At 41.4% G+C, this 348-nt stretch carries 1 pseudogene; it reads left to right on the top strand.

The window, feature by feature from the left end:
• Positions 1-116: pseudogene (locus tag IQR33_RS08390) on the top strand (histone deacetylase); the annotation flags it as partial.
• Positions 117-348: the final 232 nt, after the last annotated feature.

The raw sequence follows: 348 nt of genomic DNA, 5'->3' as shown, positions 1-348 counted from the left end.
GAGGTATCCCTGTCGCAGCTGTCGTTGGAGGTGGATATCGAACGAATCATGCTGACCTCGTCCCAATCCATTTGCAGCTTATCAATGCCGCTAAAGAAGTCTTTATTGATGAGTAGATACAACTAGATGTAAATATCAAATTGATTCAACACTGGAACGAACGAAAAGGGCATTAATTTTTTGTGGGTTCTTTCGGAGTGTGGCGGAGTGCTTAGTTGCGTTCAAGAAGTGATAAGTGATTTGTACAAATCTTTTAAGTCTGGAGATGCGAAAAATCCCGCTAATTTCTTAGCGGGATTTTTCTAAAAGTGGCGGAGAGATAGGGATTTGAACCCTAGATACGCTATT

Origin of the sequence: Vibrio sp. OPT46, from assembly GCF_015163535.1 — a bacterium.
GTDB classification, from domain to species: domain Bacteria; phylum Pseudomonadota; class Gammaproteobacteria; order Enterobacterales; family Vibrionaceae; genus Vibrio; species Vibrio alginolyticus.
Note: the sequence above shows the minus strand (reverse complement) of the source record. Positions and strands in the feature narration are given on the sequence as shown.